We start from the raw sequence: 25,298 nt of genomic DNA, 5'->3' as shown, positions 1-25,298 counted from the left end.
AACTCCTTGACACGTCAGAGTTGGCCAAAAAGCTCATTCAATCAGTCGACCAGCAACTCCTCCAGCATTACTCCAAAATGGCGGCCGCACTTCCTCCTGTCGGCCAGCTCTTCGCCACAGCGTGGAGTTTCAATTTTGGGTCCCCCGAGCAGTCTGCGGCGCTCGTACAGCAGGCGTATAGCCGGATCTTTCTCTGCTACGGGAAACCCTCCTGGGTCGACCTCGCTGCAAACAGACACGAGATAGTGTCACTCGGTCTGCAGATGAAGATGCTGATCACCGTTGGATTAACCGACGGGCTGGAACAGATCTGCCACAACGCACTTGCCGATTTCAAACGACTGGTCTTCGACGATCCACACGACGACGCTCGTGAATGGGCCGATCACCTGCAGACGATTTTCGAAGTGATGCTGGTCTGGATATGGATGGCCACGATGCCCGAAAAGGAAGCCGGCCGTAAAACAGCCCACTATTTCGTCGAGAATTACGAATGGCGGGAAGCCTCAGCTAGAGACATCATCCCTATCCTGGGCGAGGAAGCGACGGCTGCCTATCGCGACTACCTGATCGAATGCAGACATGAGAAAATCCAGGTCGAAAGCGCCGAGAACTCTCTCTTACGCGACTTGGCACTGTGCCAGGATGACATTCCCCTGCTGCGCATGTGCGCGACGCAGGGCGATCGCTTCGCTTACAGCATGTTCTTTAACGATCTACAGGCCATCGACCGGCCGGATCTGGCCGCTGACGTCGTGGCGCGCGCCCATCAGGCACACGCCATCAGCACCGACGCGACCCAAGGTTACTCGCCGTTCCTCATTCCCCTTCGCGAGGCGGTGCTGTGCTGCCTGGCAGCCAAACGCATACGCACCGCACTTGCCATCGCACGAACCGCTTTCACCTCGACGCCAAGTGTCGGGTTCCAGAATCTTTTGCTTACATGCGGCGAACAAGCGCATAAGCGCTCCCGTGTCCTCCAACAAGTCATCGAGTGGATTGCGCAGCAGCCCTGGACGGACGCAGACATACCCATTGACCTTGCGCTGGCTGAAGGTGACAGGGAACGGGCGTGGGACTATGCGAATCGCTGGGGCGTCAACGAGCGGTGGATGATGCTGGCTCTAAGCAAGGACCAGCCGCGTCCTTGCGAGGCAATCCGTCTGGCAGTTGAGCGCATTGAACGGGACAAGTGGAGCTTGGAGGATGACTCGCTTCAGCCGGTATTGAAACTACTGTGTACGTACGCCCGCCAGTGGCAGCACGACCACCCCGATCAGCCAGTCATGCAGATGCTCTCCCAGCAGTTGCAGTATTACTACGGCACCGACGAGATGCTGCAATCAGTTTGCGCTGAAGACGACGAGGACGAAGATGACGACTGATCGGTGCTCAAACAGAGCGTTGCTACAACCCCGCGTTACGCACAAAAGTGAAGATCGCTGTCATCACCATCTGTGTGGCAATCGCCGCCAGCAGCAAACCGGCGATCTTCGTCAGGATCATGATGCCACCCTGGCCCAGGAATTTGGCCAGCTCAACGGAAAAACGCATCGTCAGCCAAATCACCACGTGCATCAGCACGACAGCCAGGGCAACTGCCACCCACCCGGAGATCGTCTTACCCGAATTCGTCACCGCCACCATGACGGCAACGATTGCGCCCGGACCGGCCAGGAGGGGCGTGCCTAGCGGAACCAGCGCGACGTTGACATTGTGATCCCCGGTGTCAGGTTCGTCCTGGTCGTTCTCCGTCAGCAACTCCATCGCCACCAGGAACAACAGGAAACCGCCCGACAGCTGCAGCGATTCAGTGGAAATCTCCAGGAACTGCAAAATGTACTGTCCGATCGCAGCGAACAGCAAGATCACACCCAGCGAGGTGACCGTGGCCTGCACTGCGGCGCGCCTCTGGTCGGCCACCGAATAGCGCCCCGTGAGCGACAAAAACACCGGGACCGTCCCAATCGGGTCCATGATGACAAACAGCTTCGTAAACGTCGTGGCGAGCAAACCGATATTGAGGATCTCAGCGACGTTCACGGGCGTACGACCTCCAGGCTGGCTTGTTCTTCCACTGCCCGATAAACATACTCTGATGTCAGATTTTCTCCAAGCTGGTTCGGCTTTCCCTGGCCGTGATAGTCCGACGATCCTGTCACATGCAGTCCCAGCCGATCCGCGATGCGCTCCACTTCCTCACGAGCAGCAGCGTCGTGGTCGCGGTGGTCACGTTCCAGACCGAATAAACCGGCTTCTGCCATGTCAGCAATGACGTCTTCGCTCAGGATTCGCTGCCTCGCCCTCGCCCTCGGATGTGCCAGAACGGGGACACCGCCCGCGCGACGAATCAGACGAACGGTATCAACCGGGTCAGGAGCCCAGTAGTGCACGTAGTACTTCAACGAGGGATGCAGGGCTCCGTCAAATGCAGCCCCGCGATCAGGGAACACACCTGCCTCGACCAATGCGTCAGCAATGTGAGGGCGCCCCACCGGCACATTCTCGCCCCGCGTCTGCGCAACGACAGCGCCCCACGTGATCGGAAAGTCTGCTGACAGGTTCTGCACAATCTTGCGCGCCCGTCCCTCGCGCGACTCCCGCGAGCGCCGCATCGTCTCAACCAGCTCAGGGAACGAGGGGTCAGGCATGTACGCCAGCACGTGAGCACTGATCCCGTTCGACGCTGTGGACATTTCAATGCCACGCATGAGCGCCACCCCGGTGCGCTCCACCATCGCCGCCGCGTCCTCCCATCCGGCGGTCGTGTCGTGATCAGTCAGCCCCACCACGTCCAGGCCCACGCGGGATGCAGCCATCATGAGTTGAGCGGGAGTGTCCGTCCCATCCGAGCAGGCTGAGTGAGTATGCGGGTCAATGCGGATCATGTATGTACCGTATCGGCACACGCGCGCTAAGGAAAACTGGCGGGCTCAGCGCAGCATTGATCGCTGAAAGTGAGAACATAGAAGCATGAGTGAGAACGAAACCGAAACTGAACAATCAACTGATCAAACGATGGCTGACCGCGGCAATACGCGCTCGCGCCGTCCCACCTCAGAGGCGTTCCGCGCTTTCATCGGCTCGAACTGGGGTCCTCGTCCCAGTGACCTGCCCGAACAAGGCGGAGCAGCGGACTACCTGGCAGCCCGGCACCAACTTGCCGGAGCACCCTTTGCCGGACAGCGCCTGGTTATTCCAGCCGGCACCTACAAGGTACGTTCCAATGACTGCGACTACCGTTTCCGCCCGCATTCAGCGTTCGCGCACCTGTCCGGCCTGAGTGGGGAAAAAGAGCCTGACACCGTCCTCGTCCTCGACCCCATTGACGAGGGTGACGCGTCGGGCGCTACCCATGAAGCTGTCCTGTACTTCAAGCCGCGCGCCTCACGATCTTCAGAGGAGTTCTACGCTGATTCACGCTACGGCGAATTCTGGGTGGGAGCGCGCCCGTCGATCGCTGAGATGGAAGCAATGACCGGCCTCAAGTGCGCACATATCGACACGCTGCGCGACGCGCTGGCTAAAGATGCCGGCCAGGTTCAGCTGCGCATCGTGCCCGGTGTTGATGGGAACGTGGAAGCAATGGTTAACGAAGTGCGCCAGCAGGCGGGGCTACCCGTCGGCGGGGACGCACTGCCCGATGATGAGAAGCTCCAGGAGCATCTGTCTGAGATCCGCCTCAAGAAGGATGAATACGAGCTGTCGGAACTGCGCCACGCGGTTGAGGTCACCAAACAGGGTTTTGATGACATTATCCGCAGCCTGCCTCGCGCAGTCGGACACCGCCGTGGGGAGCGCGTCATTGAAGGTGCATTCGGTGCTGTCGCCCGCGAGGAGGGCAACGGCCTGGGCTATGAAACAATCGCCGCTTCCGGTAATCACGCAAACACTCTGCACTGGATTGACAATGACGGTCCCGTTCGCGAGGGCGACCTGGTTCTGGTCGACGCCGGCATCGAAGTCGACTCCCTCTACACCGCCGACATTACCCGAACACTGCCTGTCAACGGCACCTTCACCGAACCGCAGAAGAAGGTCTACCAGGCTGTGCTCGATGCGTGTGAAGCAGCCTTGAAGCGTGCAGGGCAACCGAACACCCGTTTCCGCGATATTCATGACGCGGCGATGGAGGTACTGGCGGATCGCCTCGAGCAGTGGGGCATTCTGCCGGTCAGCGCGAAGGAATCACTGTCCAGTGAAGGCCAGCAGCACCGCCGGTGGATGCCGCACGGCACGTCTCACCACCTGGGTCTCGACGTGCATGACTGCGCGCAGGCTCGTCGCGAGCTGTATCAGGATGCGCTGCTGGAGCCAGGTATGACCTTCACCATTGAGCCGGGACTGTACTTCCGTGCCGACGACCTCGCTGTTCCCGAGGAGCTGCGCGGAATCGGCGTGCGTATTGAAGATGACGTGCAGGTCAACGCTGATGGTTCAGTGACCCGCATTTCCGAGGACATTCCTCGCACCATCGACGATGTCGAAGCATGGATTGCCGAGGTGCAGGCCAGCGGCAAGTAACCGCTGACCGTTCGCACGAAGGCGGGGGCTACTGCTGAGCGGTGTCCCCGCCTTCTTTGCTGGGCGCCGCCCACGGGTCAACCGATTCATTCCGTGGAGCCTCGTCCGCCTGTTCCTGGTCTTGCTCGCGCTGTCCTTCTTCCAGGCGCACACCGAAACGTGGCTGTTCATCAGCACGTGAGCCATACTCAGTCGGACCAGTCGGTTCCGGGCGCTGCCTGCGCTGACGGATCGGCTGAATCAGGTTGCCACGCGTATTTTGCAGCAACTTGTAGGCCTCTTCGATCTGCGCCGCTGCCAGCACCGCGTAGCGTGAGGCTACGGTCTGTGAATGCGACGTGAAATCTCGACGCGACCCTGTCAGCGCGTAGAACAGCACCGACATGATGACACCGATCAGTGCGCCACCACCCAGCGACAGCAGCATGAACGGCAACATGTTGCTTTGGAGTGAAAAGGACATCAGCAGCCCGATGAACGCGCCCCACAATGCGCCCGACGCAGCGCCCGACGCGGCGACCTTCCCGGTCGTCAGCTTGCCGGTCACACGCTCCACCATGTGCAGGTCCGTGCCGACAATCGTGATGAACTGAACATCGAATCCCTGATCACTCAGATAGTCAACCGCATCTGACGCTTCCATATAGGTCTTGTATGAGCCAACCTCTGTACCGGATGGCATTGTTGGCGCAAGGAGCGCCGAACCGTGGCGGCGTGCCATTTTTAATCCTCTTTCACATCACACCATAAAGTTTTCCTACGCCTCGTGAAACCTCACATCACCTGACGCGTATGAATTCAGCCTAGACTGATTGTGTGAATACTGCTGCTCCAACCACCGTGACGCCCGGACGTCGCCGCATCTTCGTCGCCAAGCTTGCCGGCACAGGCGTTTTTGACCCGTTGGGTGAAAAAGTTGGCACCATCCATGACGTCGTCGTGGCCATGCGACTCAAGACCCCGGCGAACGTCATCGGCTTCGTCATCGAGGTCGGACCGCGTCGCAGGATCTTCCTGCCTTTCACTCGCGTCACCTCCATCGAATCCGGAGCTGTTATCATCACGGGCCTGCTGAATCTGCGCCGCTTCAATCAGCGGCCAGCTGAAGCACTCGTCATTTCCCAGCTCTTCGACCGCATCATCACAATGAACGATGGCAGCGGCGAAGCAAAAATCCTCGACGTGGCGATGGAGCAGCGTCGCCCTCGTGACTGGGTGCTCACCAAACTGCACGTCCAGCGTCAGCGCCTCAACACGTTGGGATTCCGCCGCGGAGGCGAAACCCTGACCGTCGATATTCCACAAACCACCGGACTCTTCATTGCCGACTCCGACCAGACCGCCACCGCACTCATCCAATACACCGAGGACATGAAGGCAGCTGACCTGGCGGACTTCCTGCATGACCTGCCCGCTGACCGCCAGCTCGCGGTCGCTCAGGAACTGCCTGAACACCGACTGGCCGACGTGCTCGAAGAACTCGGTGATGATGACCGCGTGCAAATCGTGTCCGCATTGGAGACTGGACGCGCCGCCGACATCCTCGACGAAATGCAGCCTGACGACGCGGCCGACCTGATCTCTGAGCTGCCTGATCCGATTGCGCAATCCCTGCTGGCTCGGATGGGTCCCGAAGAAGCACAGGACGTGCGAAGGCTGCTGACCTATGCCGAATCAACGGCCGGCTCGCTGATGACCACCGAGCCCGTCATCCTCGGCCCTGACGCAACCGTGGCGCAGATGCTGGCCGCTGTGCGACGCACTGACCTGCCCGCATCGCTGGCATCCATCGTGTGTGTCACGCGCCCACCCCAGGAAACACCGACCGGCCCGTTCCTGGGGGTTGTGCACATCCAGCGCGCACTGCGTGAACCACCCCAAACACTGCTGGGAACGATCCTCGATGATGACATTGAGGCCGTCTCCCCCACCGTTCACATCGCGACGGTCACTCGTCTGATGGCAACGTACAACCTGTCTCTGGTGCCCGTCACCGACGAGGACGACGTTCTTCTGGGCGCTGTCTCCGTTGACGACGTTCTGGACGCGTTGCTGCCGACCGACTGGCGTGACTTTGATGATGACGTGACCGACAAGTTGATGGCAAGGAGCATCGATGGCTGACCGTTTGGACACACCCGCTGACCGCCGCCGCAGGCTCCCGCGCATCAACCTCGAATCGGAAGGAATGGGGCGCGCAGCCGAACGCCTCGCGCGTTTTTCCGGCACCCCGCAGTTCATCGTCTATCTGACGGTGTTCGTCGCCCTGTGGATCGGCTGGAACACTCTGGCGCCCGACAGGCTCCAATTCGACAAGGCAGAACTTGGTTTCACCGCACTGACGCTGATGCTGTCACTGCAGGCATCGTACTCGGCACCTCTGATCCTGCTGGCGCAGAACCGTCAGGACGATCGTGACCGCGTACAGGCCGAGCAGGACCGGCAGCGCGCCGAACGCAACCTGACGGACACGGAATACCTCACGCGCGAGATCGCCGGTTTGCGTTTGAGCCTGCAGGATATGGCCACCCGCGACTTCGTACGCTCCGAACTTCGTGACATGCTCGACGAACTCCAGGAAGGCAACGGAACCGACGAGGCGTCCCTACGCGCCCGGATCCGCGCCGAACTGGAGGACGAAGTCCGCCAGGAAGTGACCCAACAGGTCCGCGCCGAACTGGCTGGGCAGAAAGACGCCTAGCATTATCCGTCCCCGTGTGGCGTGACCCACCTGGCGAGTTTGTGTCGGCCAAGTACGATGGATTACATGTCTGAAACGTCCATTGAACACGCTGTCCACTCCGCTCTTGAAACGGTGATGGATCCGGAACTGCACCGCCCGGTCACCGACCTCAACATGATTGACGAGGTCCGTATCGACGGGACCACCGCTCATATCGGTGTCCTGCTGACCACTGCGGGCTGTCCCCTCCACGAGACGATCACGCGCGACATCAAGGCTGCGGTGGGTGCCGTTGACGGTATCGAAACCGTCGAGGTCACGATGGGCGTTATGAATGACGAGCAAAAGAAAGCTTTACGTGAAAAGCTCAACGGCGGGAAGGCCGAACGCGAGATCCTCTTCAACAAGCCCGATTCACTCACCCGCATCATTGCGGTCACATCCGGCAAGGGCGGGGTTGGCAAGTCGTCCATGACGGCGAACCTGGCCGGAGCAATGGCGTCCGCCGGCCTGAAAGTTGGCGTCCTCGACGCTGACATTTATGGCTTCTCCATTCCGCGCATGATGGGCGTGGTTCATGAGCCGCAGGTTCTGGACGGCATGATCATTCCGCCGATCGGTGCCGGCGGCGTCAAGGTCGTCTCAATCGGCATGTTTGTTCCGGACGGCCAGGCCGTCGTGTGGCGCGGACCGATGCTACACCGCGCACTCCAGCAGTTCCTCGCGGACGTATTCTGGGGTGACCTGGACGTTCTGCTCATCGATATGCCTCCCGGCACCGGTGATGTGGCAATCTCCATCGCACAACTGCTGCCAACCTCTGAAATCCTGGTCGTCACCACTCCGCAGGTTGCGGCGGCAGAGGTTGCGGAACGTGCCGGCTCCATCGCAGCGCAGACCCAGCAGCACGTCCTCGGCGTCATCGAGAACATGTCCTACCTGGTCCAGCCGGACGGGTCGCGCCTCGAAGTGTTCGGCACCGGCGGCGGCGAATCCGTATCGGCACGCCTGAGTGCACAACTCGGATACGACGTGCCGCTCCTGGCCCAGATTCCGCTCGACATTCACTTGCGCGAGGGCGGCGACTCCGGCTCCCCCATCGTCCTGAGTGGCGAAGGTGACGCAGCAACCGTCTTGAAAACGGTGGGCGCGCTGCTGGGACAGCGCAAGCGCGGACTGGCCGGAATGCACCTGAACGTGACACCTGCACAGGGAGGGCGCCTCGGATAGCGCGGCACGTGAAATCACCAGCCGCCGTTCAATCAAGGTAGGCTTGAGGACAACGTGAATGATTCATGTGGGTGTGGGAGGACGTCGTGACATCAGATAAAGCGCAAACCTGGATTTTTTCAGAAGAATACGTCAGCGAATCTGAGACCATTCAGCGCGCGCGCGACGTTGCCATCGAGCTGGGAGCTGAGCCTATTTCAACAGGTGTCGGCGCAACGCTGCGGATGCTTGCCTCGTGCACCGGAGCGAAAGCTGTCCTGGAAATCGGCACGGGTGCAGGTGTGTCAGGCCTGTGGATGCTTGAGGGGATTCCGACCAACGGTGTGCTCACCACAATTGACGTGGAACCTGAATTCCATCGTCATGCCCGCCGCGCATTTGAATCGGCCGGCCGGGGTTCCGGCCACACACGCCTGATCTCTGGCAGGGCGCTTGATGTACTGCCCCGCATGGCAGCCGGTGCCTACGACATGATCGTCATTGACGCTGACGTGAAGGAAACGCCCGAATACCTCGACCATGCGCTGCGCATCCTCCGCCCAGGCGGCACAGCGGTGGTGGTACACGCATTGTGGCATGACCGAGTCGCAGATCCGGCCCGCCGTGACGAGGAAACCGTTGTCATGCGTGAAGTGATTCGCGTGATGGGTGAAACGGAGGATTTCGTCACCTCGCTGCTTCCGGTCGGTGACGGCGTCCTAGTTGCTGTCAAAGCCTGACCGGACATAAACGAAGGGTCTCACCATGCGTCTGCCGCACGATGAGACCCCTTGGTCCAGCTACACGTCACACAGCCTGTGACAGTGCCTCGGAGAGGTCTTTCGCCTCCTCAGGCGTGAGCTCGATGACCAGCCGCCCGCCACCTTCACTGGGAATACGCATCACAATGCCGCGCCCTTCTTTGGTGGCCTCGAGGGGACCGTCACCAGTCCGAGGTTTCATGGCTGCCATGTCTCACGCTCCTTGGTATGGTTTTCACTGCTGCCGACACGCAATCTGCGCTTGGCAGTGGACACATCCATTCTACCGTGACTGCCGCAAAATGGGATGCGCACAGGCGAAATTACGCTGAAAAATCACTCTTTCGTGCGTTCACGAATGATGGCGACAGCTTCACGCGGATCGTCAACGAGCGTGAACAGGTCCGGGTCACCGGGCGAAATCGCACCGTGAGTCACCATTGTGGAACGTACCCACTCGACCAGCCCACCCCAGTAGTCTGACCCGATCAAGACCAACGGAAATGCCTGGACCTTGCCGGTCTGCACCAGCGTGACCGCTTCGAACAGTTCATCCATCGTGCCAAAACCACCGGGCATGACGATGAATCCACACGAATACTTCACGAACATGGTCTTACGGGCGAAGAAGTAGCGGAAGTTGATCCCCATGTTCACCCACTGGTTCATTGCCTGCTCCATCGGCAGCTCAATGCCCAGGCCGACGGAAGCCCCGCCCGCTTCAAAAGCACCTTTGTTCGCCGCCGCCATCGCCCCCGGACCACCGCCGGTGATGACGGCATATCCCGATTCGACCAGCAGTCGGCCAATCATCTGCGCGTATTCCCAATACGGATCGTCTTCCTGCGTGCGTGCCGAACCGAAGACCGACACAGCCGGCCCCAGCTCGCTCAGCGCTCCGAACCCTTCAACGAACTCCGCCTGGATCCTCAGCACGCGCCACGGGTCTTCATGCACCCAGTCAGTGTCTTTCTGTGGCCGCAGCAAGCGCGTTTCCGAGGTTTCCTTCGGTATCTGGTTTCCTCGCAGCATAACGGGACCGCGCATATAGGTGCGTTTGTGGGGATGGTTTTCCTGACTTTCCATCAACCTCTCCTTGGTGTGATCGGCATGTCAGCGACGTTGCCCGATTGTTTACAGAAAAATAATAGGTCCTCGTTGTAGCGTTATCCTCATGACCCGATCTGACGTTCACACTCACGGCACCTGCGACGACTCTACCGACCCCACACCTGGTGAACTTGCGCGGCACGCAGCGGACACCATTGCGCGCCGCTCCGGCATCGACCACCACGACATTGCGCTCGTGCTGGGATCAGGATGGGGCGGAGCAGCCGACCTGATCGGTGAAACAATCAGCGAAATCCCTGCAGCAGAAGTGCCGGGCTTCTTTGCTCCCGCAGTGGCTGGCCACGTTCCCGTCATGCGCTCAATTCGGGTGCACGGATCTGACACAGTCGCCCTCGTCCTGGGTTCACGAACGCACTACTACGAAGGCAAAGGAGTGCGAGCGGTTGCCCACGGGATGAGGACAGCAGCGGCCGCAGGAGCTCGCACCGTCGTCCTGACCAACGGGTGTGGAGGGCTGAACCCACAGTGGAGCCCCGGCCAGGCGGTTCTGATCCGCGACCATATCAATCTCACCGGCGCTTCCCCGCTGGAGGGCGCTACATTTGTCGACCTGACCGACCTGTATTCGCAGCGTCTGCGCACTGTCGCTCACACGATTGACCCGACCTTGCCTGAAGGCGTGTATGTCCAGTTCCCCGGCCCACACTATGAAACCCCCGCCGAAGTGAAGATGGCAGGGATCCTGGGCGGCGACCTGGTGGGCATGTCCACCACGCTCGAGGCGATAGCGGCGCGCGAAGCCGGCATGGAGATCCTCGGCATCTCACTCATGACGAATCTGGCAGCAGGAATCTCACCTGAACCCCTCTCGCATGCCGAGGTGATCGCAGCCGGTCAGGAGGCCGCTCCCAGAATTGCGCGCCTCTTGGCTGATATCGTTCAGGCAATCGCAACTGATGCTGAGTGATAGCGGAAGGACTGACAGTGACACACATGGATATCGACGTTGAAGCTGTTCGCCGGTGGATTGACGACGATCCTGACGAGACGACCGCACGCGAGCTGACGGATCTGCTTGAGCAGTCCGCCACTAGCGAGGATGCGCGCATTGAACTGGCCGACCGTTTCAAGGGCCTCCTCGAATTCGGAACAGCCGGGCTGCGCGGCCATCTCGGAGGAGGGCCGAACAGAATGAACCGCGCTGTCGTCATTCGCGCTGCAGCCGGCCTCATGGAGGTTCTCAAGCGCCATGCGGGCCCGGACTTTTCGATCGTGATCGGCTGCGATGCCCGATATGGGTCGCGCCAGTTCGCCCTCGATACGGCGGGGGTTGCGACCGCAGCCGGCGGCACTGCCTACGTCCTGCCGCTCGCCATGCCCACGCCCCTCACAGCGTTCGCATTGCGCCACCTGGAAGCCGATGCGGCAGTGATGGTGACGGCCTCGCACAACCCGGCCGAAGATAACGGCTACAAGGTCTACCTGGGTGGGCGCGTGGTCACAGATTCTGGTCAGGGCTCTCAGATCGTCCCGCCTTTCGATGCGGAAATTTTCGAGGCGATCCAGGCCGTCACCTCTGTTCGTGACGTTCCGCGCGCCCAGTCAGGCTGGCATGAACTCGACGACTCAATCGTGGAAGCCTATCTGGATCGAGTCACCTCACTGGTGACGGGCGGGCCAGAAAATGCGCAGCTACGCATCGTTTTGACCTCCATGCACGGTGTGGGCGGAGCAACGATGAGTGAAGCACTGCGCCGGCGCGGCTTTTCCGATGTTCACGTCGTTGCCCAGCAGCAGGATCCTGATCCGGATTTCCCGACCGTGCGTTTCCCCAATCCTGAAGAGCCGGGGGCACTGGACCTGGCGATGCAGCTGGCGCGCGACGTTAATGCCGACATCATCCTGGCGAACGATCCAGATGCTGACCGCTGCAGCGCCGCGCTTCCCGATCCCTCCATCGAGGGTGGCTGGAGGCAGTTGACCGGAGATCAGGTAGGCGCACTGCTCGGACTGCGGGCAGTCACGCAGGCACGTGGCGGCGAGGGCAACCCGACCGTTGCCAACTCGATTGTGTCCTCACGTCTGCTGTCGCGCATCGCGCAGACGCACGGCGTGACACACCGTGTCACACTGACCGGTTTCAAGTGGATTTCCCGCGTACCGAACCTGGTCTTCGGCTATGAAGAAGCTTTGGGATACTGCGTCGATCCGCGGTATGTGCGCGACAAGGACGGCATTTCAGCGTGCCTGCAGTTGGCGCGCTTTGCAGCAGAACGCAAGGCTGACGGTTCTTCTCTTCGGGCAGTTCTCGATGAGCTGGCCTGCGAGTTCGGTCTGTATGCGACCTCTCCCCTGACTATCCGTGTCGATGACCTGGCCACAATTACGACCGGTATGGCGAATCTGCGCGAGCGCGGTGTGGATTCGCTGGCAGGCTCCCCCGTCATCGAGACAACAGACCTGACGAACGGCTCTGAGCAGCTCGATCTGCCCGGTACGGATGCGCTTATTTTCCGCACCGAATCCGATGACCGCGTGGTGGCTCGCCCCTCGGGCACTGAGCCGAAGTTGAAGTGCTACTGCGAGGTTGTGATCCCTGTTTCGGATGGGGATGTGGACGCGGCCCGAACACAAGCCGCCGAGCGCCTCGAGCGGGTCAAAACTGACCTGCGCGCAGCGCTCGGCGTGTAGCGCACCCTAGTCGTCCAGGCCGTCCAGCACGGCCGCCGAGGAGGACAGGCCAAGCCGGGAGGCGCCTGCTTCGATCATGGCGAGCGCGCTCTGAGCATCGCGAATTCCGCCCGATGCCTTGACTCCCAGGCGGTCTCCCACGGTCTGACGCATGAGTTCAACGGCGTGGACCGATGCGCCGCCCGAAGGGTGGAAACCGGTGGATGTCTTGACGAAGTCCGCTCCGGCAGCTTCTGCCTGTTTGCAGGTCTCCACGATTTCCTCATCGGTCAGGACGGCTGATTCGATGATGACTTTCAGAACCGAGTCGGGGCATGCTGCACGCACGGCCGCAATGTCGGCGCGCACACCATCCCAGTCTGCCTGCTTGACCAGCGCAAGGTTCACGACCATGTCAATCTCGTCAGCACCGTCACGAACGGCTTGAGCAGCTTCAGCGGCTTTCACCTCGGCCTTGTGCGCGCCGGAAGGGAATCCGCACACGCACGCCACGTGGAGTCCTTCAGGGGCGTCGATGGGCAGCATCGACGGTGACACGCACACGGAGTAGGTGCCCAGTTCCTGAGCCTGTGCAATCAGCGCGCGCACGTCCTGGTCGGTTGATTCCGGTTTGAGCAATGTGTGGTCGATCATCTGTGCGACGTCGGATCGAGTGGTCATGGGGTGTCTCCTTTTCAGTAGGTCAGGGCGCTACCACAAGGCTGGGCAGCGTCCAGTTTCCAAATTCTTGCCGAGGGTGCCCAGCGCGAGCCTGTGTGAACACGCTGGGAGAAGTAGTGATGACTTTCCCGCTGGATGGCTCGAAAACCACCCACTGCGAGTCAGTGGATTCCGCTGCGAGCACGGCGATGACGTGCCGAGGGATGAGGCGGTGCGCCCCCACGTAGACGAACGCATCGATTCCGCTGTTGACTGCCCGTTGAACCCGGTCAACACCCCCGCATTCCCATGGCGTCCAACCGTAGCGCACTCCTACCGCGCTTGATGCCAGTGAAGCCAGTGCCCACGGCGAGGTGCCTAAGGCCTGAGGCCACGGGATCCCCACCCGCACGGCCTGAGCGTGCAGCGCAACCTGGATCCGGTCAACAGCATCGCGCCGAGCATTCAGATAGGCGTGCTGCGGTCCGCCCGCCCGCGCGGCAACCGCTGCAAGCGCAGCGATCCCGCACGTTGTGCCGTCAACCTGATGCGGCATGACTGCGGGAAGTGGCCGAGGGCGCGCGGTGTTCACTGAGGATCCACTCGACCCAGCACGACGGAGTCAGCACCGCCGCGGCGATCAGGGCCAATCGCGATGGCTCCCGACAGGGCTTCACGCGCCCGCTCGATTCGCTCAGGTGTCTGCGTGTGCAGCGTCAACAGAGGCTGCCCCTTCGTGACGGCCTCACCCGGTTTGGCGTGGATTTCGATGCCTGCTTCCGCCTGCACGGCATCTTCCTTGCGTGCGCGGCCAGCCCCCAGGCGCCACGAGGCCACACCGATCGAGAGTGCATCCATCGCGGTGATATATCCGGAGGCTTCGGCAGCAATGACTTCCGTGTGCTGGGCAGCCGGCAGCGCAGCGTCAGGATCCCCGCCCTGGCCTGCGACCATTTCACGCCACTTGTCCATCGCGCGGCCATCAGCGAGCGCTTCAGCCGGGTCAACGTCTCCTCGTCCAGCCTGACGCAGCATTTCGCGTGCCAGAGCAACGGTCAGTTCCACCACGTCAGAGGGTCCGCCACCGGCCAGGACCTCCACAGCTTCACGCACTTCCAGCGCGTTGCCGACAGTACGTCCCAGCGGCGTGGACATGTCGGTGAGCAGCGCACAGATCGACAGACCTGCATCTGAACCAAGGTCCACCATCGTGCGTGCCAGTTCGCGCGCATGGTCAATGTCTTTCATGAAGGCACCGGAGCCGACCTTCACGTCCAGCACCAGTGAGCTGGTGCCTTCAGCAATCTTCTTCGACATAATCGACGATGCGATCAGCGGAATACAGTCAACGGTTCCGGTCGTGTCACGCAGCGCGTACAGCTTGCGGTCAGCGGGAGCCAACCCGGATCCTGCCGCGCAGATCACTGCCCCAACCGTATCCAGCATGTGCATGATTTCGTCATTGCTCAGGTTCGCGCGCCACCCGGGGATCGATTCCATCTTGTCCAGGGTTCCGCCGGTGTGCCCCAGGCCGCGCCCGGACAGCTGCGGCACGGCCACGTCATACACCGCGACGAGAGGTGCCAGCGGCAGCGTGATCTTGTCACCGACACCGCCGGTGGAGTGCTTGTCACTGGTGGGGCGCGTCAGGCTGGAAAAGTCCATCCGTTCCCCGGAGCTCATCATGGCCTGCGTCCAGCGCTCAATTTCACGGCGCTGCATCCCGTTGATGAAAATCGCCATCGCCAGCGCCGACATTTGCTCATCGGCAACGACGCCTCGCGTGTAGGCATCGATCACCCAGTCGATCTGCTGGTTGTCCAGCTCACCTCCGTCACGCTTGGTTGAGATGACGTCGACAACGTCAAACTGTTCAACGCTCATTGCTTCCTCCGTTCTCAGGGTCTTCACCTGTCACTTCACGCACATTCCACGGGCCAAAGCCGCGCGGCAGTACCTCGTCCATCCGCATCAGGCCGCCAGGCATGGCGAGCATCAGGTCAGGGCCGCCATGTTCGAACAGGATCTGTCGGCACCGTCCGCACGGAGCGGTCGCCTCCTGGTGGGCATTGACGCACGCGAACGCGACCAGGTGCCCTCCACCTGTGTTGATCAGTTCAGATATCACGCCACATTCAGCGCACAGTGTCACACCGTACCCGGCGTTCTCAACGTTGCATCCCGACACGATTCGACCATCGTCGACGAGGGCGGCCGCGCCCACCGGATAGTGCGAATACGGGCAATAGGCTCGCTGCATGGCACTGACGGCTGCCTGGTGAAGGTCAGCCCACGTCTGGTCTGTGATCTCCATAGTTCTCCCTTGCCGTTCCATTTCTACTTTACGGGTAGGGAACGCCTTCTGCGGCTGGCGCGCGCACACGACCCACGAAGCCTGCAATCGCCAGAATCGTCACCACATAGGGGATCATCAGCATGATCTGTGACGGCATGGGTGATCCGATAATGGACAGCGTGTAGCCCAGGTTCATGGCGAAACCGAACAGCAGTGCTGCGGCCACTCCGCCGATCGGGGTCCAGCCGCCCAGAATCATGGCGGCCAGGGCGATGTAGCCGTTGCCCGATGCCATGTCCTTGGCGAATGCCAGGCCGTGCCCGATGGTGAAGAACGCACCGCCCAGGCCGGCCAGAGCGCCACCCAGGATCGCATTGTTGATGCGTGTCCTCATCACGTTGATGCCCACTGTGTCGGCCGCCTGCGGGTGCTCGCCGCACGCCCGCATACGCAGGCCCCATCGTGAGTGGAACAGCATGAACTGCAGCACTCCAACCACAACGTACATCGTGTACACCAAGATGGTCTGCTGGAACAGCACCGGGCCGATCAGGGGGATCCTGGACAGGATCGGAATCGAAATGACCGGCAGTGATACACCGGAGTTAAAGGCTTCGCGCGACTCCGCTGACACATTCAGCACCGTGGAGTAGAAGAAGCTGGTCAATCCCAATACCAGCACGTTCAGCACAACACCGACAATGATCTGGTCGACGCGGTATTTCAGTCCGAACAGCACCAGGAGCAGTGACACCAGCATGCCGGCGATCGGCGCGGCAATCAGGCCCACCCATGCGTTCCTGGCCAGCGAGGCGACGACCGCGCCGAGGAACGCTCCGAAAAGCAGCTGACCTTCAATGGCGATGTTGATGGTTCCGGAGCGCTCCCCCACCGTTCCGGCCATTGCGCCGAAAATCAATGGGACTGACAGGGTCAGTGCGCCCGCCAGCAATGTGACGATCGGGATGACGGTGTCGCGCCCCGCTCCAGCCCAAGTCAGGAACACGAGAATGAACAGTACGCCGACGATTGCATGCATCCACAGCGGAGTGCTCACGCGGCGCTGCCGCTGCATGAATGCGACGGCTGTCAGGGCTGCCAGAATCAGCGTGGCCACGATGGCGAAAGGCCGTGCAGGAACAGAGAAGTCCGGGATCGCCACGAAGTCCGAGGACCGTCCCAGCGCAAAGCGCGTGGAACTGTGGCAATAGAACGCCAGCAGTGCGCTCAGTACCGCCGCCAGCGCGTAGGAAACAACTACTTTCACCGGCAGTGCGGGCTGCACAGACTGTGTAGTCGCTGTGGTGCTCATGCTGCCACCTCTTTCTTCGCGATACGGGAATGCGGCAGCGGTTCAGGCAAACGGAAAATCGCGCGAACCAGTGGCGGCGCGGCAATGAACAACACGATCGTGGACTGAATGACCAGGACAATGTCGATCGGAGTCTGCGTCGCAGTCTGCATAATCGCACCGCCCGCTTTCAGCGCGCCGAACAGCAATCCGGCCAGCACCGTACCCAGTGGGCGTGACTTGCCCAGCAAGGCCACGGTGATCGCATCAAAACCGATTGATGCGGCAATGCCGGTGGTCAGATAGCGTTCGGTGCCCAGAGCCGGGGCGGAACCAGCCAGACCGCACAGCGCACCAGAAACAATCATGACCAGCGTCGTCACTTTTTCAACGGAGATACCCGCTGTGCGTGCCGCCGCAGGATTCAGGCCCGTCGCGCGGAATTCGAACCCGATCGTTGAACGCTCCAGCAGCCACCACACGAACAGTGCAGCCGCCAGAGCGGCAATGAATCCGAAGTGCACACGGAAGGAATCTCCCAGCAGCCTGGGGTACATCGCTGTTTCGAGGACCGGCATGGATTTCGGGTTCGTGTTCCCCTCGCCAATGAACGAGGGCCGGGTCAGGACGTACCCGATCAGCAAACCGGCGATCGAGTTGAGCATGATCGTCGTGATGACTTCGTTCGCGCCGGTCTTCGCTTTCAGGATGCCGGCAATTCCGGACCACAGTGCACCGCCGAGGGCGGCTCCGCACATGGCTGCCAGCAAGTGAATCACGGGTGGCAGGTGCCAGGCGAATCCCACGTAGCTACCGAAGATTGCACCGAGCACGACCTGCCCCTGCGCACCGATGTTGAACAGGCCTGCCCGAAATCCCACTGCCACACCCAGGCCCGCAAAGATCAGGGGAACCGAGTTGGTGAGGGTTTCGGTGATCGGCCGCCACATGCGTGCTGTGCTGGACGCTTTCCAGTCAAAGACTGCGCCGCGCAGCATCGCCTCGTAGGCGTCGCCCACTGCGGACCACAATGCGGCGAACGTGTCGACGGGGCGTGCGAAGAAATACCCGGCCGCTGTCTGAACGTTTGGGTTTGAAATGGCGATCAGCACTGATCCGACGACGAGTGCCACGACAACGGCCAGAACCGATACGAGCCAGGAGCCCGACATGACGCGTCGGATGAGGGAAGCCTGCGCACCGGAGCGGTCGGACACGTCTGGTGTTTCCTGTGCCTCTTTCACTGCTCCTCCTTTTCAGCCTGCTCGTCGGCAGCGCCCAGAATTGTTTCATGGTGAGCGGCCTGGCTGCGAGCTTCGTCGGCGGGCACACCCGCCATCATCAGTCCCAGCACGTCGCGCGGTGTATCGGCGGGGACGATGCCGACGATTCGTCCGCGATACATCACGGCGATCCGGTCAGCCAGCGCGACAACCTCGTCCAGTTCACTGGAGATGATCAGCACCGCGGTTCCTTCGTCACGCTCAGCAACAATGCGGCGGTGGACGAACTCGATCGATCCGACGTCCAGGCCGCGGGTCGGCTGCGAGGCCACCAGAAGGTCCAGGTCGCGCGAAATTTCACGTGCCAGCACGACCTTTTGCTGATTGCCGCCCGACAGAGTGGAGATCGGGTCAGACACGTCGGTGACACGAATGTCGTACTCGTCAACTTTTTCGAGTGCGTTGACGCGCACTTTCTTCGGATTTAACGACGGACCTGCGCCAAACTGCGCACTGTTCGAAATATCCAGGATGAGATTTTCGGCAATCGAGAAGCCTGCGATCATGCCGTCGGTCGAGCGATCCTCGGGCACGAACCCCATGCCGTGATGGATGCGCTGGCGCACACTCATCGGGGAGAGCTGCGCTCCTGACATTGTCATCGTCCCGGACGTCGGTGTTTCCAGTCCGAGCAGGCATTCAGCCAGTTCGGTCTGACCATTGCCCTGCACGCCGGCCACCGCCAGAATCTCTCCGCTGCGAATACTCAACGTCACATCATCGAGTGCAACTGCGCCCACCGCATCAACCAGCGACAGTCCGTCCACATCCAGCACAACCTCGCCAGGTGAGGCCGGGCCTTTTTCCACCGTCAGATTCACGTCGCGGCCCACCATCATCGAGGCCAGCTCGTTCTCGCTTGAATCCGGAGCAGCTTCACCAACCACTTTTCCGCGCCGGATCACCGTGATGCGGTCCGCGATTGCGCGCACTTCGCGCAGCTTATGCGTGATGAAAACGATGGATGTGCCGTCCTCTTTCAGTCCGCGCATAATCTCAATAAGTTCATCGGTTTCCTGCGGGGTGAGCACGGCAGTCGGCTCATCGAGGATCAGCACTTTAGCTTCACGCGAGAGTGCCTTGATGATCTCCACGCGCTGCTGAGCTCCCACAGGCAGGTCTTCGATTCGTGCTTTCGGATTCACGTCGAATCCGAATCGGGCTGAGATTTCAGTCACTTTACGGGCGGCGGCGACCTCGTCGATCACTCCAAACGTGCCGGTGGGTTCGTAACCCAGGGCCACGGATTCGGCAACGGTGAATACGGGGACGAGCATAAAGTGCTGGTGCACCATGCCGATTCCGGCTGCCACAGCGTCGCCGGGGCCTTTAAAGTGGACGGGTTCCCCGTCGATGAGGATTTCACCGGCATCTGGTTGGTACAGGCCGTACAGCACATTCATCAACGTTGATTTACCTGCGCCGTTTTCACCCAGCAGGGCGTGAATCTGACCAGGTTCAACGGTCAGATCAATATGGTCATTGGCGACGAGGGGCCCGAAAACCTTAGTGATGCCTCGTAGTTCGAGTTTCACTCGCTGACTCTTTTCTGAAAGAACGAAGATGCCGTCGCCACCTCATATTCGGTTGCGACGGCATCTTCATCATTCGGTCGGTGTTACACGCTCACAGAGAGCGCATCACTTTGCCGGGTCGTACTGCGTGGACACATCCAGTGATCCGTCCACAATCTGCTGCTTCAACTCTTCGACCTTGTCCTTGAGTTCCTGAGAAACCTGGGAGTCCATGTCGTAGAACGGAGCCATCGCCACGCCCTTGTTCTTCAGGTTGCCGATGTATGGCGTGGAGGAGAAGTTGCCGTCCTTCGCGTCCTTGACAGTGTCGAACACGGCATTTCCGATTTCCTTGACGACGGACGTGAAGATGGCTGGATCGCCCACTGATTCGTGACCGTCAGCGTCAACCCACACTGCCTTCAGTTCGCTCTTGTTCGGTGCTGCGTTGATGGCTGACAAGGTGCCTGAGCCGATTGGGCCGGCAACCGGCATGATGATGTCGGCGCCCTGAGAGATGAATCCTTCAGTCAGAGTCTGTCCCTTATCGATTGAGGAGAAGTCGCCCACGAATGAACCGGTTTTCTTTTCGGTGTCCCACCCCAGAACCTGGATGGCGCTGCCGTTGTCTTCGTTGTACTTCTCAACGCCCTTGGCGAAGCCTTCCATGAAGATCTGGACGGTCGGAATTTCCATGCCGCCGTAGGTTGCGACTGTGCCGCTCGTGGTGGTGCCGGCTGCAACATATCCGGCGAGGAACGCTGCCTCAGCCGTGTTGAAGATGAGCGGGCGGCCGTTTTCCAGTTCGATCGGGTTCTGCTGTGCGTCCTGGAACTGCGAGTCAACGAGTGCGAACTGGATATCCGGGTTGGCCTGTGCTGCCTCAGCCATGGTGATAGCCAGCTTGTATCCAACGCCGACGATCAGCGTGCATCCGTCCTGGATCATGGCGTCAACGTTGGTCTGGTAGTCACCGTCTGACGTTGATTCCGCGAACTTGACTTCCACGCCCAGTTCCTGGCCAGCGCGATCCATGCCTTCCTTACCGGATTCGTTGAAGGAGCGGTCGTCGAAGCCGCCCTCGTCAGAGACCATACAGGCCTTGACTTCACTGGAACCCGCTGCCTGACCGGACTGGCTGCCGGCTCCTGATGCCGGTTCGGTTGATCCGCTTGATGCTTCGGGTGCTGCGCCGCATCCTGCGAGCGCGAGCGCTGCGATCGCTGCAACAGCGCCTAGTTTGAAGCTCTTCGTCATAGTCTTCCTCTCACGAATATGGCATGCCCTCGGTGGACATGTCGTCGCTGCAGAATCCTCATAACGATAGCGCAAATCGTAGGGGCGTTTGGGCAAAATTACGGATTCTTGATCTAGATCATGTCCAGACGTCCGTTTTCACGCGCCAGCTCCACAACATGAGATACGTCCTGAGCGCGGTCATTGCTGACCACCAGAATCGCATCGTCCTGAACGACGACGGTCATGTTGTCCACCCCGACCAGCGCAATCATCTGATCGGTCGACGAGTGCACGCTGGTGCCCGGCGCATCAACGCGTACGACCGATCGCTCCGATTGGTCGAACGTGTTGAGCGAGGGATAGTCCCCCACGTCAGTCCACCCCAGATCCTGCGAAGGCACCACCGCGACGCGTCCGCGCGCGGCGAGCGGCTCGGCCAGGGCGTAGTCAATGGCGATCGATTCAATGGACTCCCATAGTTCTTCGCGCTCGTTCGGGTCGGTGTCAGGGTCCACGATCGCGTTCAAGGCGCGGTCCATCTGTGGATTCTCATGGGCGAGGGCGTCCCTAAGCGTGCCCGCCCGCACGATGAATATTCCAGCGTTCCACAGGTAGCCGTCCGTCACGTATCGCCGGGCGGTTGACTCGTTGGGCTTTTCCACGAATTCGCTGACTGTATAGGCGCCGCTGGCTCCCCCAAGTGCAGGCCCGGGATGGATATATCCGTACGCGGTCGATGGCGAGGTGGGCGCAATGCCAATCGTTGTCAGGTAACCGCTGCGGGCTGCCTGAACTGCCCGCCCGATCGCCTGGTGCAGCTGATCGGGGTGCGCGATGGCATGGTCAGCTGCAAATGAGCCGACAATCGCGTCCTGCCCAAAACGCCTGAGAATGGAGTAGGTTGCCCACCCGATCGCTGCCATCGAATTGCGTGGAGCCGGTTCCGCAAGGATTGTGCACTCGTCGTGCAGCTGGGCGGCGACAGCGTCACGATGCCTGGCGCCGGTGACGACCGTGATGGACCGGGAGACAGGCGTCAGCCTCGTCACTGTCTCCTGCAGCATGGAGCAGCCGCTGCCCGTCAGGTCGAGCAGGAATTTCGGACGGTTTCGGCGCGACAGTGGCCACAGGCGTGTACCTGAGCCTCCAGCCGGAATAATCGCGTGAATGGTCGGGGCGATATGGGTCGTCATGGCTCCAGAATATGCATAAACCTCCGGCCGCTCCACGGCGACCGGAGGTTTATGACCGGAGAGTCGGGTCTTACTCTTCTTCAGATGCTTCCTCAGAGGCTTCAGCGGCTTCTGCGCCTTCAGATTCGCCTTCTGCAGCTGCTTCAGGTTCAGGAATTTCGTTTTCCTGAATCTCGGCGACCGACAGAATGTCAACCTCTTCGTCGGTGACCAGATCAACGTTCTCAGGCAACTTCAGGTCGCCTGCGTGGATCACCAGGCCGTCCTCGGCGCCCTCGATGTCGACCTCGATGAACTCGGGGATCGAGGTAGCAGGCGCAGCCACCATGACCTGGAAGGTTTCGACGGTGTGCGTCAGGCCGGCCTGCGGCTCGCCCACGACGGAGATCGGAACCTCAACATCAACCTTTTCGCCGGCCTTCACGGCCAGCAGGTCGACGTGCAGGATGTTGCGTGACACGGGGTGACGCTGGACGTCCTTCACTAATGTCAGGTAGGTTTCACCATCGACCGACAGTTCAACGACTGCGTTCGGGTTAGAACGCACAATCAAAAACGTTTCGTGCGAGGGCAGTCCCAGATGCATCGTGTCGGAACCGTGTCCGTACATGACTGCGGGGATCACGCCGTCACGACGTGCGCGGCGTGCTGCACCCTTACCAAAGTCATTGCGCAGCTGCGCATCAAGATGATTTTCACTCATTGAAGCCTCCATTTTTCAGTCGTTTCTTCGCCGACGACACCAACAAGGCTTCTCTCTGCGCGCGGGCGCACCGCAGGTAAAAGCTTCGTCGATCACGGCACCGCAGATATGCGACGCCCTCGCCGGAGCAACGACACATAGCCTAACCCGAAAGGGGCGCTCTATGCGACCCCGTCGAACAGTGATGTGACCGATCCGTCTTCGAAGACCTCTTTAATGGCGCGAGCCAGCAGAGGCGCAATCGATAGGATCGTCAGCTTGTCAAAACGCTTCTCCCCAGTGATGGGCAACGTGTCAGTGACGACCACTTCAGTTGCTCCACACTCAGAGAGGCGCTGGGTTGCCGGGTGGGACAGGACGCCGTGCGTTGCCGCCACGAGCACTGACTTCGCACCGGCCTTGTACAGTACCTTGACCGCTTCAGCAATCGTGCCGCCCGTGTCGATCAGGTCATCAACCAGCACGCAGTCACGCCCGTCGACTTCACCCACCACGCGGTTGGCGACCGCGACGTTGGGGCGAGTGGTGTCACGGGTCTTGTGAATGAATGCCAGCGGGCAGTTCCCCATCTTCGCAGCCCACTTCTCAGCCACGCGAATGCGGCCGGCGTCCGGCGACACGACAGTGGCGTGCGACAGGTTCACGCGTCCGCGCACGTAGTCGACCAGCACGGGCATGGCCCACAGGTGATCAACAGGACCGTCGAAGAAGCCCTGTTCCTGCGAGGCGTGCAGATCCACGCTCATCACGCGGTCAGCTCCGGCTGTCTTGTACAGATCGGCCACGAGGCGAGCGGAGATCGGTTCACGACCCTGATGTTTCTTATCCTGACGTGCATAGGGGTAAAACGGTGAAACAGCGGTGATGCGCTTGGCTGACGCGCGCTTGGCGGCATCAATCATGATGAGCTGTTCCATCAGCCACTTGTTAATAGGGGTGGTGTGCGACTGCAGCACGAAGACGTCGGCTCCACGCACAGATTCGTTGAATCGAACGTAGATCTCTCCGTTGGCAAAATCGTAGGCAGTGGTCGCAGAGACACCGCAGCCCAGATGCTCACCTACCTGATTTGCAAGATCGACGTGTGCCCGTCCTGATACAAGCACGAGTCGTTTTTCACCACTGGCGACCAAGCCACTCATACGGTTGTCCTCCCCTTCAACCTGCCGCTACACGGATGCGGCGTCTCTTATGCTATAGGTTCATCCCCCTGATCCGTGAGTTGATGTGGCGTGCTTTACTCGATACAGGCCCCTCAAGGCTATTTCAGGATCGATTAGCACTGTTGTTCCGGTGTCGTGCAGGCACGAGATTATTTCGGGGAACGCGACCCCCAGAGAGGATGACGTAAAACCGTTTTTCGTTGCTATAGTGCAACTTTGCTCAGTACATTGAGCTCCGCCCCCAGGATTCGAACCTAGACTAAGGGCACCAAAAACCCCTGTGCTGCCGTTACACCAAGGCGGATAGACCACCCGATTATGTCACAGTCGCGCGAAGAATCAGAAGCTTAAAGTGTGGAGCTCAACACGTTCTAGAGTACTGCTATGGCAGAAAAACGAGTCCGGATGAGCGGTGTGGCGCGACGTGAGCAACTCATTGAAGTCGGTCGCGCCCTCTTTGCAAAGAAAGGTTTCGACGGCACGTCCATGGAGGAGGCAGCCGCGCAGGCAGGCGTCTCCAAACCAGTCGTCTACGAGCACTTTGGCGGAAAAGAAGGTCTGTATGCGGTGATCGTGGACCGTGAGGTGCAGTCCCTTGTCTCCGCGATCCAGACGTCGCTGGAATCGTCCACGCATCCGCGTGAGATCCTCGAGGCGGCCGCACTGACACTGCTGGATTACATTGAATCGAATACGGATGGCTTCCGCGTCCTCGTGCGCGATACACCCAACGACCGTACATCCAGTTCTTTCTCATCGGTGCTCGGCGATGTTGCGATGCGGGTGGAATACCTTGTGGCCGAACAGTTCGAACGCTCGAATATGGAACCGGGGTGGGCACCGCTGTATGCGCAGATGCTTGTCGGTTTGATCGCGCAGGTCGGGCAGTGGTGGCTCGAAGATCGCTCCATGCCGAAGGAAGTTGTGGCAGCACACGCCGTCAACCTGGTGTGGTACGGGCTGCGCAACCTCAAGACTGATCCGTCATTGCGTATGCATTCTGCGTGAGCCCCCCTCGCGAAAGTATCTCGAAAACAA

Annotated in this window: 25 protein-coding genes and 1 tRNA gene; 9 read left to right on the top strand and 17 right to left on the bottom strand. The window is 60.5% G+C overall.

All coding sequences use genetic code 11. The features are described from left to right. Positions 1-20 precede the first annotated feature (20 nt). Positions 21-1,385 (top strand): hypothetical protein, encoded by a 1,365-nt coding sequence (locus AC1EJ1_RS08920; RefSeq protein WP_285016069.1) that lies wholly within the window; start codon positions 21-23, stop codon positions 1,383-1,385. 22 nt (positions 1,386-1,407) lie between these two features. Here AC1EJ1_RS08920 and AC1EJ1_RS08915 read toward each other — a convergent pair whose 3' ends face one another. Together AC1EJ1_RS08915 and AC1EJ1_RS08910 are read right to left on the bottom strand one after the other, a co-directional pair. Then, complete coding sequence (locus tag AC1EJ1_RS08915; RefSeq protein WP_285016070.1) at positions 1,408-2,043, bottom strand: MarC family protein; 636 nt, start codon at positions 2,041-2,043, stop codon at positions 1,408-1,410. Further along, on the bottom strand, positions 2,040-2,888 hold the full coding sequence (locus AC1EJ1_RS08910) for a PHP domain-containing protein (RefSeq protein WP_285016071.1): 849 nt from the start codon (positions 2,886-2,888) through the stop codon (positions 2,040-2,042). Before AC1EJ1_RS08910 ends, AC1EJ1_RS08915 begins: the two co-directional genes overlap by 4 nt. An 85-nt stretch (positions 2,889-2,973) precedes the next feature. Between AC1EJ1_RS08910 and AC1EJ1_RS08905 the strand changes: the two genes are divergently transcribed. Beyond that, positions 2,974-4,524, top strand: coding sequence for an aminopeptidase P family protein (locus AC1EJ1_RS08905; RefSeq protein WP_480295717.1), 1,551 nt, complete (start codon positions 2,974-2,976; stop codon positions 4,522-4,524). Between the two features lie 28 nt (positions 4,525-4,552). Here the strand turns inward: AC1EJ1_RS08905 and AC1EJ1_RS08900 are convergent, their stop codons facing one another. Next, positions 4,553-5,245, bottom strand: coding sequence for a YflT domain-containing protein (locus tag AC1EJ1_RS08900; RefSeq protein ID WP_058236159.1), 693 nt, complete (start codon positions 5,243-5,245; stop codon positions 4,553-4,555). A gap of 95 nt (positions 5,246-5,340) precedes the next feature. On the opposite strand from AC1EJ1_RS08900, the gene AC1EJ1_RS08895 reads away from it, so the two are divergent. The 4 genes from AC1EJ1_RS08895 to AC1EJ1_RS08880 all read left to right on the top strand — a co-directional run bounded on the left by AC1EJ1_RS08895 (position 5,341) and on the right by AC1EJ1_RS08880 (position 9,156). Next, complete coding sequence (locus AC1EJ1_RS08895; RefSeq protein ID WP_257590375.1) at positions 5,341-6,648, top strand: magnesium transporter MgtE N-terminal domain-containing protein; 1,308 nt, start codon at positions 5,341-5,343, stop codon at positions 6,646-6,648. Beyond that, positions 6,641-7,225, top strand: coding sequence for a DUF1003 domain-containing protein (locus AC1EJ1_RS08890; protein ID WP_058236161.1), 585 nt, complete (start codon positions 6,641-6,643; stop codon positions 7,223-7,225). The genes AC1EJ1_RS08895 and AC1EJ1_RS08890 overlap by 8 nt, the downstream gene beginning before the upstream one ends. Positions 7,226-7,291: 66 nt before the next feature. Beyond that, a complete protein-coding gene (locus tag AC1EJ1_RS08885; protein WP_058236238.1) occupies positions 7,292-8,437 on the top strand; it encodes an Mrp/NBP35 family ATP-binding protein in 1,146 nt (381 codons plus the stop codon). Between the two features lie 65 nt (positions 8,438-8,502). Next, positions 8,503-9,156, top strand: coding sequence for an O-methyltransferase (locus tag AC1EJ1_RS08880; RefSeq protein ID WP_480295716.1), 654 nt, complete (start codon positions 8,503-8,505; stop codon positions 9,154-9,156). 67 nt (positions 9,157-9,223) lie between these two features. On the opposite strand, the gene AC1EJ1_RS08875 is transcribed toward AC1EJ1_RS08880, so the two are convergent. Both AC1EJ1_RS08875 and AC1EJ1_RS08870 read right to left on the bottom strand, forming a co-directional pair. Continuing rightward, entirely contained in the window at positions 9,224-9,388 is a 165-nt protein-coding gene (locus AC1EJ1_RS08875) for a DUF3117 domain-containing protein (protein WP_070725565.1), read from the bottom strand. A gap of 125 nt (positions 9,389-9,513) precedes the next feature. Further along, positions 9,514-10,263, bottom strand: coding sequence for an LOG family protein (locus tag AC1EJ1_RS08870; RefSeq protein WP_058236163.1), 750 nt, complete (start codon positions 10,261-10,263; stop codon positions 9,514-9,516). An 88-nt stretch (positions 10,264-10,351) separates the two neighbouring features. On the opposite strand from AC1EJ1_RS08870, the gene AC1EJ1_RS08865 reads away from it, so the two are divergent. Then, entirely contained in the window at positions 10,352-11,215 is an 864-nt protein-coding gene (locus AC1EJ1_RS08865) for a purine-nucleoside phosphorylase (protein ID WP_285016076.1), read from the top strand. Between the two features lie 26 nt (positions 11,216-11,241). Beyond that, the gene (locus tag AC1EJ1_RS08860; RefSeq protein ID WP_480295723.1) at positions 11,242-12,939 is read left to right on the top strand and encodes a phospho-sugar mutase; all 1,698 of its coding nucleotides are present in this window, start codon (positions 11,242-11,244) and stop codon (positions 12,937-12,939) included. A gap of 6 nt (positions 12,940-12,945) precedes the next feature. On the opposite strand, the gene deoC is transcribed toward AC1EJ1_RS08860, so the two are convergent. From deoC to AC1EJ1_RS08800, 12 genes are all read right to left on the bottom strand, one after another. Beyond that, complete coding sequence (gene deoC, locus AC1EJ1_RS08855) at positions 12,946-13,599, bottom strand: deoxyribose-phosphate aldolase (RefSeq protein ID WP_058236166.1); 654 nt, start codon at positions 13,597-13,599, stop codon at positions 12,946-12,948. 22 nt (positions 13,600-13,621) lie between these two features. Beyond that, positions 13,622-14,170: a hypothetical protein gene (locus AC1EJ1_RS08850; protein ID WP_480295715.1), complete on the bottom strand. Its 549-nt coding sequence runs from the start codon at positions 14,168-14,170 to the stop codon at positions 13,622-13,624. Next, positions 14,167-15,462, bottom strand: coding sequence for a thymidine phosphorylase (locus tag AC1EJ1_RS08845; protein WP_480295714.1), 1,296 nt, complete (start codon positions 15,460-15,462; stop codon positions 14,167-14,169). Before AC1EJ1_RS08845 ends, AC1EJ1_RS08850 begins: the two co-directional genes overlap by 4 nt. Then, entirely contained in the window at positions 15,452-15,892 is a 441-nt protein-coding gene (locus AC1EJ1_RS08840) for a cytidine deaminase (protein WP_257590374.1), read from the bottom strand. Before AC1EJ1_RS08840 ends, AC1EJ1_RS08845 begins: the two co-directional genes overlap by 11 nt. Before the next feature lie 28 nt (positions 15,893-15,920). Further along, positions 15,921-17,186, bottom strand: coding sequence for an ABC transporter permease (locus AC1EJ1_RS08835; protein ID WP_058236170.1), 1,266 nt, complete (start codon positions 17,184-17,186; stop codon positions 15,921-15,923). Continuing rightward, on the bottom strand, positions 17,183-18,409 hold the full coding sequence (locus tag AC1EJ1_RS08830) for an ABC transporter permease (protein WP_257590373.1): 1,227 nt from the start codon (positions 18,407-18,409) through the stop codon (positions 17,183-17,185). The genes AC1EJ1_RS08835 and AC1EJ1_RS08830 overlap by 4 nt, the downstream gene beginning before the upstream one ends. After that, positions 18,406-19,983, bottom strand: coding sequence for an ABC transporter ATP-binding protein (locus AC1EJ1_RS08825; protein ID WP_285016082.1), 1,578 nt, complete (start codon positions 19,981-19,983; stop codon positions 18,406-18,408). The genes AC1EJ1_RS08830 and AC1EJ1_RS08825 overlap by 4 nt, the downstream gene beginning before the upstream one ends. A gap of 105 nt (positions 19,984-20,088) precedes the next feature. After that, a complete protein-coding gene (locus AC1EJ1_RS08820) occupies positions 20,089-21,219 on the bottom strand; it encodes a BMP family lipoprotein (protein WP_285016083.1) in 1,131 nt (376 codons plus the stop codon). Positions 21,220-21,332: 113 nt separating this feature from the next. Next, a complete protein-coding gene (locus AC1EJ1_RS08815) occupies positions 21,333-22,394 on the bottom strand; it encodes a mannose-1-phosphate guanylyltransferase (RefSeq protein WP_480295713.1) in 1,062 nt (353 codons plus the stop codon). A 70-nt stretch (positions 22,395-22,464) separates the two neighbouring features. Continuing rightward, on the bottom strand, positions 22,465-23,097 hold the full coding sequence (locus AC1EJ1_RS08810; protein WP_480295712.1) for a 50S ribosomal protein L25/general stress protein Ctc: 633 nt from the start codon (positions 23,095-23,097) through the stop codon (positions 22,465-22,467). 161 nt (positions 23,098-23,258) lie between these two features. Next, a complete protein-coding gene (locus AC1EJ1_RS08805; protein ID WP_058236176.1) occupies positions 23,259-24,239 on the bottom strand; it encodes a ribose-phosphate diphosphokinase in 981 nt (326 codons plus the stop codon). 254 nt (positions 24,240-24,493) lie between these two features. Then, positions 24,494-24,564 (bottom strand) — tRNA-Gln (locus AC1EJ1_RS08800). Positions 24,565-24,644: 80 nt separating this feature from the next. On the opposite strand from AC1EJ1_RS08800, the gene AC1EJ1_RS08795 reads away from it, so the two are divergent. Next, entirely contained in the window at positions 24,645-25,268 is a 624-nt protein-coding gene (locus AC1EJ1_RS08795) for a TetR/AcrR family transcriptional regulator (RefSeq protein WP_058236177.1), read from the top strand. Positions 25,269-25,298: the final 30 nt, after the last annotated feature.

It is taken from the genome of Pauljensenia sp. C0170B4 (assembly GCF_056590235.1).
The sequence above is the reverse complement of the archived record's forward strand: the minus strand, read 5'-3'. Positions and strand labels throughout refer to the sequence as shown.